Origin of the sequence: Moorena sp. SIO4G3 (assembly GCF_010692305.1) — a bacterium.
Taxonomy (GTDB): domain Bacteria; phylum Cyanobacteriota; class Cyanobacteriia; order Cyanobacteriales; family Coleofasciculaceae; genus Moorena; species Moorena producens_A.
Map to the genome: position 1 here is coordinate 1 of NZ_JAAHIG010000380.1, position 8,183 is coordinate 8,183.

Genomic DNA, 8,183 nt, shown 5'->3' on the forward strand with positions numbered 1-8,183 from the left:
TCAAATCCCCCTTCTCCTAGGACTTTTTCGAGCCGATAATGACTCTGCCTTAGGAGTGTGCCAGCAGGCAAATGGTAGGGTGATGAACTAACAGTCTCTTCAAACTCAAGAGCCGCACCACAACTAGTGCAGTAGTTGTTACTGCCAGTATTAATATGACCGCATACTATACAGGTAATAGACATTGTAGGTTTCTACAATTTTAGGAAGGCAAGAGGCAAGAGGCAAGAGGCAAGAGGTAATAGGCAAGAGGCAAGAGGCAAGAGGCAAGAGGCAAGAGGCAAGAGGCAAGAGGCAAGAGGCAATAGGTAAGAGGCATGCTAGCAATAACTAATCTAGTATATCTCCTGGCTTTTCATAAAAATAATGGCTTCCTGTAATGTTTCTCAAAACCCATCCTTTTTTCTCAACAATTTTACAGAATTTTTTGCCAGAAACAGATTTGATACTGTAACTTCCACAATTTTGCTGTTTGGTTCAGGAATATAGGAATTGCTGGCAACTTCTAACCAACCTTCAATGGCATCTTGAAGATTTGCTAAAACCTCTTCCATTGTGTCTCCCTCAGTAATGCAGCCAGGTAGTGCGGGTACTTCTGCCCAAAAACCACCTTCTTCTGCTGGATGTATTGCGACTTTAATCTGCATTTGGGTTTGCTTGCTCAATAGTTTTTTGTGTATTTTAATTTTAACTCATCACCTCTGTACTTTTGTCAACCTTATGCACACCCTGACTACTCTGAATTTTCGATCTTTCCACTTCAACTTTTGTCAGTTAAGCAGGCTGATAGCTTACGCAAAGTTAATTCAAAAACTGCATAGATTCCAATGTGTTGCTGCTGATTGCTTTTTGGAGCAAATTTTGCCACTCCTGCTGAATTTGTTTATGTTCTTTGAGCCTTTGGAACTCAGGCCATACTTTCGAGCGAATTTCTTCCTTTCTTAGAAAAGTCCGCCACTGGTCTCCTATATCTTTGGCATAGTGAATACGATCAAAAAACTCTCCGATGATGAAGTATCTGACTTGGCTCGGCTCAGTTAACCACTGATCTAAGGTTTGCTTGCATTTAATGACCACTTTTTTATGAAGCGCTTCTAGACGATTTTTTACTTCTTGTTGATTAAACTCTTCAACTTGGGATTTTCCTGACTCGGAATTTGTAATGCTCAGGGTGTTGTTGTTGATTAGATCGGGTTCAAGTTCGTCATCAAAGTGCTGTCGAATACTATGTATAATTAATCCTTCATAGGAAACTTGAGACTCCCAAAGGGTTCGGAACCCTAGCTCTAATTGATTGTTATACTTATCTAGTAACTCGGTCATCACCCCTAGAAACTTGGCATCACGCTCTTTAGTGAGATTCCCCAAGTGCCCCTTTTTCAGGTTTACCAGCACATTTGTTACTTCTGATTTGAGCTGCTCCACCGACTGCTGTAGCCCTTCGTTTAAGGAAAGGAAATGCTTTGAAAGGTTCGCTCGCATCGCTGCAATCGATCCGTAGTAGGTAGACCTGTAAGAGCCTCCGAATCGGTCTGTGCGTTGTCTTTCAATTTCTTCTAGTGCTGGAATTCCCGAGTCACTTTGGCAGGCTTTCATTACAGTATCGACTTTTGCTTTAAAGTAAGGATCAACTGTTTCCCGATTTTTTCTGAGTTTTTTGAGGAATTTTTCAAGACTGTCAGATAGTTCTTCTTTAAACTCTTTGAATCGCTCCACAAATAACTGGTCTTCATCCCCAAATCCAGCTAGGGCTTTACTGGCTTTCTGTAAATCAGTGTCTAAGTCTCTGTGGAGGATATCTATATGGTCTTGGTAAGCTTTGGCATATTTACTGTCGAGGTCTTCAATGTTGTTAACTAGGTAGTCTAGAATTAACTCCAGAACTTGGTTAGCCTTGCCAGGATTAGAACAGTCAGCCATTACACAATTAACCACCTCTATGTGGTTTTCGCGAATCGTTCTTTTAAGGGTTTCACAGCCTTTAGAGTTGTCTTGATCAGCACTGCTCATTTTATTGAGTACCATGAAAGACCGCTCTGGCAGGTCATTGAGGGCTTTATGGGCTGTGTCATAAAGTTTTGTATCTCTTGCTTCCCAGCCGTAGCGTACAGAGTCTGGTCTCCGCACAAAAAGAACTACATCCACTCGCTCCCCTAGGGTTTGTAGCATCAGGTTTTCATCCCCTACTCTGAGGTCCCCTAAACCGGGTATGTCTACCAAGGCGATCTTTTCAACTTCGGATCTACTGAAAGGACAGAATATCTCTACTTCTCTGACTGCCAAAACCGCGAAGTCACTATTGGCCTCTTGTTGGTGAACTACATAGTTACGTATTTCTTCCTTGGGAACCCGATCTAATACCCGAGGGGAGTTTGCTTCCAGTAGATGGCGATACTGATTGAAATGAGCATAATATTCGTTGCGCAGCCGTTGGTACATGGCTTTTTTTGTGGCAGCATCACTAGGCAGTTCGGGAAGCTGGCTAGCAAATTCATCCAGACTCTTTGGTTTGGGTGCTAAGCGTAGTTCTTCGTAATAGGAGCCAATAACTTCTTTGAGAAATGAGTCTTCATCATGGAATGTTACCCTAGCATAGGTTGGTTGATTTTGATGATAGACTGTACTCCGAACTGCTGTGCAGGCTCCTCCTTCACGAGCAGGAATCTCATCATCGGAAAGTCCACTCAAACTTTTGAGTAGTGTACTTTTACCTTGCCCCATTAAGCCCACTACACCAATATTAAGGGTGCCACGGTCAAAACGTGTATGAAGTTGAGCTAGTTTATTAGTCTGAAATTCCAAGCGCTTTAGTAGTCCAGGGAAATTGATTTGTTGTAAGTTACCAGCTATTTCAGCATTATCGGGTAATTTAATTAGCTTCTGGCGGTGTTTTTCTAGCTCAAGTAGTGTCGATTGAAGGGTTTTTAGGTGCTTTTCTACACTGGTGAGGCGTTCAATAAAGGGTTTGCGTTTGTCAAGGATTTCGGTAATACGAGAGGCTATATCGGTTCTCTGTTGATTGGTGTACATAAGTTATAGCGTTTGGATTTGAGTTGTGAACATACTCCCAAAGGCCAAGAGGCAAGAGGCAAGAGGCAAGAGGCAAGAGGGAAAACAGCTCTGGAGTTTTATTTGACAATAAAAAAAGACCTCCTAGGTTTACATCTCATTTATAAATGCTAGACTTTATTTAAGTGCAGATGCCTCAATTAGCTAGCCTTTTTTATACAACAATCCAATGCTAAAATTGTAGCATTATCATATGCTCCATTATCTATAACTTTTTGGATAATTTCGTCAACAGCTGCTTGTAAAGGCTGAGTTTTGATAAAGGTTTCCGCTAGTTCAGGATCTGACACTAAACTCCAGACCCCATCTGAACAGATGACCAAGATATCCCTATCTTCTAGAGGTAGAAATAAGTCTTGATAAAAGCGGCTCAAATCTTGGACATAACCATCACTAAGACTTGGTTTTGAACCCAGAGATTTAGTCAGGATATTACTATCTGGATGGTCAAGACTTTCTTCGTAGTTTATTTCACCACTGGCAAGTAACATCGCTACTAGTGAGTGGTCTTCAGTTAATTGACATATTTGTTCTTTCCTGATTAAGTAAATGCGACTGTCTCCCACATGAGCCACTAGTAAGTTGTGACTAATCCCTAAAATTACACTTAGTGTAGTTGGGAGTAGGTCAAAGTTGCAGAACAAATGAACTATCCAGAGACTCACAAGGGTAGGTTGTTTACATCTGGATCGCACCGCTCGCGACTACTTCAAGAATTTGTTACAAAAATTTTCAAAATATGCTATAATGTAAATTTTTTTGTGCTAAAATCAAATTGTGGACATAAAATCCACGGGAAGAGCCAGCCTAGGGATTTCCGTAGGCTCAAGGCTGGCTCTTGGTCCCCCTTACAGGAGATAACTTAATTTTATGTTTTATGGTGCATGCCTATACCCATGGGTTATGATCCGGCTATTGCCACGGAGGCAACCAGTAGTTTTCGCTCGCTTCCATAACCGTTCGGATGCCGAGAGCTATTTACAGGCTCTGAAACCTCTGATGCCTCATGCCAAGTTTGTTCTTTTTTTTGATATAAGTCTGCCCATGGATTAAGAAGAGAGTACGTAGGGTGAGGGGCGGGCTTGCCATCATGTTCAACCCCGAGCGCCAGTGTTGGGACAGCCCGCCCGGTAACGCACCACCTTTGGCATCGGCATTGCTGAATCTTGGAATCAATAGGAGTAGAGTGGGCATCCTGCCCGCTCGAAAATATATTGAAACTGGCAAGATGCCAGTTCTACCAAGATGCCAGTTCCACCAAGATGCCAGTTCCACCTCACTCTTAAAATCATTCCATTATTAAGCAACGCCTTGGCATCACTACAATTCCTTATATAGTTCCTTAAACCGACGCTGCTGCTGATTATGATCTACTATTGGTGCTGGATACCCACACATTTCGCGTCCGCTTTCAGGAATCTTCCCACTCACCACATACTCCGTATCCACAGAACTCAACTCCGGTAACCATTTCCGAATATACTCACCGTCCGGGTCAAACTTTTTAGCCTGACTAGCTGGGTTAAAAATTCGCAATGGTTTAGGATCCATACCACTAGAGGCACTCCATTGCCAACCACCATTATTAGCACTCAGGTCTCCATCCCATAACCGCTGCATAAAATACTTTTCGCCCCACTGCCAATTAATAATCAAATCCTTAGTCAGAAAACTAGCAACAATCATCCGACAGCGGTTATGCATCCATCCGGTTTCATTTAACTGCCTCATCGCAGCATCAACGATCGGGTAGCCAGTCTTGCCCTCACACCAAGCTTGAAAGAATTCTGGATTATTCTCCCAGGGAAAATCTTGGAATTTCTGGCGATAAGGCCCTTGTGCTAATTCTGGGAAAAAATACATGGCATGTTGGTAAAACTCCCGCCAAGCCAGTTCCTGTTTCCAGGTTTGGATACTTTGACGAGCTTCATCACTGCGACTCAAGTTATAGGCATTCTGAGCCGCCTGCCAAACCGTGCGAATCCCAATCACACCAAACTTGAGAGCAGCACTAAGTTTCGAGGTACCATCTACCCCTGGGAAATTACGTTGTTCCTGATAATCCCCAATAGTGCGATCGCAAAATTCCTCCAGAATCTCTTGGGCTACCTTTTCCCCTGGTGCCACTAACAGTTCATTGTCCCAGACATACCCCAAATCTCTAGCGCTAGGTAAATCAATCACCCCTGCTGCCAAGGCATTCTCTTGTTCTATTTCCGTCAGGGATTCAACCCTACTCAATGTTGCTACAGGTTGTGCCTTAGATTGACCTTGCCAATTTTTCCAGAAAGGAGTGTAGACACTATAGGGATTGCCAGACTTAGTGAAAATTTCTCCTGGTGCGTGTAATAACTGATCCCAATAGTTATAGACAGCAATACCCTTTTCCTTCAACCCTGCTGCTACAGCTTGATCCCGTTCCTTAGAATAAGGTTCCACATCCCAATTCCAACAAACAGCTTTAGCCTCCAGAGCAGTAGCTAAATTAGGAATTCCTTGCCTAGGGTCTTGATGTAAGATTAATAATTGACTACCAGCTTGCCTGTAACTTTGCTGCAATTGTTGTAAGCAGCCAATCATGTAAGTTACTCTTGCTGGGGCAATATCATCCCGCTCTAGAATAGTAGGGTCAAGGCAGAAAACACCCACAAGCTTGGGACTGAGCTCAAAAGCAGCAGCTAGTCCCACATTGTCATAAATCCGTAAATCACGGCGATGCCAGAAGAGAATCAGGTTAGTCATTCAAGAACGGACGAGCCATAAAAAAGCTGGAAATAGATTTAGCATCCACTGGCTCACCGTCCAAGATAGCTTGTTCTAACTCTTTCGGTGTCATTAAAACCACCTCTATATCCTCATCATCATCTTGCTTAGGAGGGGCTTCCAATTTCTCCAAATCCTCCGCCAGAAACGCATAAATGTACTCATCGGAATAGCCAGGAGCAAGGGAAAATTTTCCCAAAGATTTCCAGCTATGAGCGCGATAGCCAGTTTCTTCTTCTATCTCCCGTTTAATAGTTTCAGCTGGGCTTTCATGGGATTCTACAGTACCAGCAGGGAATTCCAAAAGACGCCCACTAACAGCAAACCGATATTGCCGTACGAGTACCAGTTTACCATCGGGTGTTACCGGTACCGCCAAGGAACCACCAGGGTGACGGATACATTCCCATTGCCCTTCTGATTGATTAGGAAGACGTAGAGAATTGACCTCGAAACTAAATCGTCTTCCTTGGAAAAATAGGTGTTTTTTCAGAAGTTCTGGGGGTTCTTGACCAGGTAGCATAAAAAAATAAAGGATTAAAGATTAAGACAGTTTAGCCCTTGGAGGAGTTGTGCGATCGCAAATCCCGTCACTGATTCTATCCAATTCCGGCAATTTGTGCCAGGCAAGCACCAAAGCTCTTTCCAGCATAGGCTTTAAGCTTTAGGCTAATGGTTGCCGAACGTAGTGTCAGGGTGACTGCTTTCCGGATGCCAATTTTTGCAACTCCAGTTTTTTCTACTGTTGTCCCATCTGTGTTGATCAGGTAATTATACGAAAAAAATCTGAAAGCCTACTAATTTTAGTTTAACCAAATACTCAAGGGGTTACAAGGGAGCTGTAAACTAGAGAGAATAATGCTTTAAGCCAACCCTAAGCCCAAAAAATCAGGAGGTCTCTGTAGCCTCCCCCAAAGCAAATATGTTTCCTAAATTCTACCAGACGGTGTTGGAGACTCATCTGAATCCTGGCCAATATCTAACACTACAATTGTTAATTTTACTTTTACAAAATCATCTAAATGTGCGCTTGTCGGACTTAGCTGAATGATTTCCATAACCGATAAAATATCAGAGCCGAGTACGCACGCAGTTTACAAATATTTTTATATTTACATCAATTGAGTGCCCAACTTTTGTGGTTTACCATCATCAAGCAAATACTTAAACAATAGTTTCTGATTCGTCTCTATAATCGAAAACAAATAATACAATGTAAAAAGCTAAAGCTTATTCATCAAGGATATCTGCTATTAATTATTGACAGAACTCAATGGAAAGAGCGAAATTTAGCGATGCATCGCTTTTCTACGACTTTAAAATTTTATGGTAATTGATAAAATATTTGCTAATTTTTATAAATTTACGTTTTTAATTGTCTGTACGAGACTAAGCAGAATTAAAAAGAATAAGTATTCTGACTTACTAAGTTGACTTTTTAAGTGTTTTTTAAATGGTGAACACTTTACATTTAAAGAGTTTCAGGCTATTTCGTCACCCCTTCAGAGTCTTGTGGGAATTCCTTCTCTTAGCGATTAATAAAAATTAACAAATAAAAATAATGAAATGCAGGTATAATAGCTTGTCGATTACTATTTCAATCAAAAAAAATGCTCAAATGAAATAGAGTACCCATAACTCGATGTCCCTTTGCTTTGAACAATTATGCATGTTTTGTGATGATTGGTTCAATAACAAAAACTAAAAAATAAGTCAACTAAATATGAAAGCCGATTCTCTTATAACTTACAGACATCCAAGGTTAGAAGATGGACTTGAGGTTTATCATCTAATAAAAAAATGCCCACCTTTAGATGTTAACTCCCAATACTATTATTATCTTATTTGTAGTGATTTTCAAAATACTTGTGTTGTTGCAGAATATGAGCAGAAAATAATCGGTTTCATCTCTGGTTATTTAAAGCCCGAAAATTCGAAATGCCTGTTTATATGGCAGGTAGCCGTTGCCGAAAAAGCCAGAGGCAGAAAAGTTGCCACGAATATGTTAAAATGGCTAACCAAACAACCAAATTTTAGTGATATTCAAAGTTTAGAAACAACCATTTCACCGGCAAATAAATTATCACAAAATATTTTTATCGGTTTTGCCGAAGAAAATAAAGCTAATTGCCAAACCAATTCATTTCTTGATGTTTCTCATTTTGATACAGAATCACACGATTCTGAGATTTTATATAAAATTTTTCCTCTTCAATTAAATTAAATACAGCCTTTTCAGATCTAGTGAGGTATAATCAAGATATTATAATTTGAGCCAAACCAAGAAAAAAGTGAGACCTTATTCTATTGATTTACGTCATAAGATTATCAATGTGTATGAGAATGAACCT

9 protein-coding genes and 1 pseudogene are annotated in these 8,183 nt (G+C 40.9%); 1 reads left to right on the plus strand and 9 read right to left on the minus strand.

From position 1 onward, the window contains the following. The 9 genes and pseudogenes from F6J99_RS37165 to F6J99_RS37205 form a co-directional block, all read right to left on the minus strand. Positions 1 to 185, minus strand: a pseudogene (locus F6J99_RS37165) (hypothetical protein); the annotation flags it as partial. After that, positions 151 to 327 (minus strand): hypothetical protein, encoded by a 177-nt coding sequence (locus F6J99_RS37170; protein WP_293120796.1) that lies wholly within the window; start codon positions 325 to 327, stop codon positions 151 to 153. The gene F6J99_RS37170 and the pseudogene F6J99_RS37165, both read right to left, overlap by 35 nt. A gap of 3 nt (positions 328 to 330) precedes the next feature. Next, the gene (locus F6J99_RS45880; protein ID WP_365975040.1) at positions 331 to 414 is read right to left on the minus strand and encodes a hypothetical protein; all 84 of its coding nucleotides are present in this window, start codon (positions 412 to 414) and stop codon (positions 331 to 333) included. After that, positions 387 to 647, minus strand: coding sequence for a type II toxin-antitoxin system HicB family antitoxin (locus F6J99_RS37175; RefSeq protein WP_293120798.1), 261 nt, complete (start codon positions 645 to 647; stop codon positions 387 to 389). Before F6J99_RS37175 ends, F6J99_RS45880 begins: the two co-directional genes overlap by 28 nt. Before the next feature lie 154 nt (positions 648 to 801). Continuing rightward, positions 802 to 3,030 carry a dynamin family protein gene (locus F6J99_RS37180; protein WP_293120800.1) on the minus strand — a complete coding sequence of 743 codons (2,229 nt, stop codon included), beginning with the start codon at positions 3,028 to 3,030 and terminating at the stop codon, positions 802 to 804. A gap of 179 nt (positions 3,031 to 3,209) precedes the next feature. After that, positions 3,210 to 3,764: a SpoIIE family protein phosphatase gene (locus F6J99_RS37185; RefSeq protein ID WP_293120802.1), complete on the minus strand. Its 555-nt coding sequence runs from the start codon at positions 3,762 to 3,764 to the stop codon at positions 3,210 to 3,212. 283 nt (positions 3,765 to 4,047) lie between these two features. Next, positions 4,048 to 4,344: a hypothetical protein gene (locus F6J99_RS37195; protein WP_293120812.1), complete on the minus strand. Its 297-nt coding sequence runs from the start codon at positions 4,342 to 4,344 to the stop codon at positions 4,048 to 4,050. 45 nt (positions 4,345 to 4,389) lie between these two features. Beyond that, positions 4,390 to 5,811, minus strand: a complete 1,422-nt coding sequence (locus F6J99_RS37200) for an FAD-binding domain-containing protein (protein ID WP_293120806.1) — start codon at positions 5,809 to 5,811, stop codon at positions 4,390 to 4,392. Continuing rightward, positions 5,804 to 6,355, minus strand: a complete 552-nt coding sequence (locus F6J99_RS37205; protein WP_293120808.1) for an NUDIX hydrolase — start codon at positions 6,353 to 6,355, stop codon at positions 5,804 to 5,806. The genes F6J99_RS37200 and F6J99_RS37205 overlap by 8 nt, the downstream gene beginning before the upstream one ends. Before the next feature lie 1,200 nt (positions 6,356 to 7,555). Here F6J99_RS37205 and ectA point away from each other — a divergent pair. Next, positions 7,556 to 8,056 carry a diaminobutyrate acetyltransferase gene (ectA, locus tag F6J99_RS37210; protein WP_293120810.1) on the plus strand — a complete coding sequence of 167 codons (501 nt, stop codon included), beginning with the start codon at positions 7,556 to 7,558 and terminating at the stop codon, positions 8,054 to 8,056. Positions 8,057 to 8,183: the final 127 nt, after the last annotated feature.

Excerpts from the sequence above, each read along its gene's own strand:
- F6J99_RS37175 (WP_293120798.1), bottom strand. The coding sequence starts at position 647 with ATGCAGATTAAAGTCGCAATACATCCAGCAGAAGAAGGTGGTTTTTGG.
- F6J99_RS37180 (WP_293120800.1), bottom strand. The coding sequence starts at position 3,030 with ATGTACACCAATCAACAGAGAACCGATATAGCCTCTCGTATTACCGAA.
- F6J99_RS37200 (WP_293120806.1), bottom strand. The coding sequence starts at position 5,811 with ATGACTAACCTGATTCTCTTCTGGCATCGCCGTGATTTACGGATTTAT.
- F6J99_RS37205 (WP_293120808.1), bottom strand. The coding sequence starts at position 6,355 with ATGCTACCTGGTCAAGAACCCCCAGAACTTCTGAAAAAACACCTATTT.
- ectA (WP_293120810.1), top strand. The coding sequence starts at position 7,556 with ATGAAAGCCGATTCTCTTATAACTTACAGACATCCAAGGTTAGAAGAT.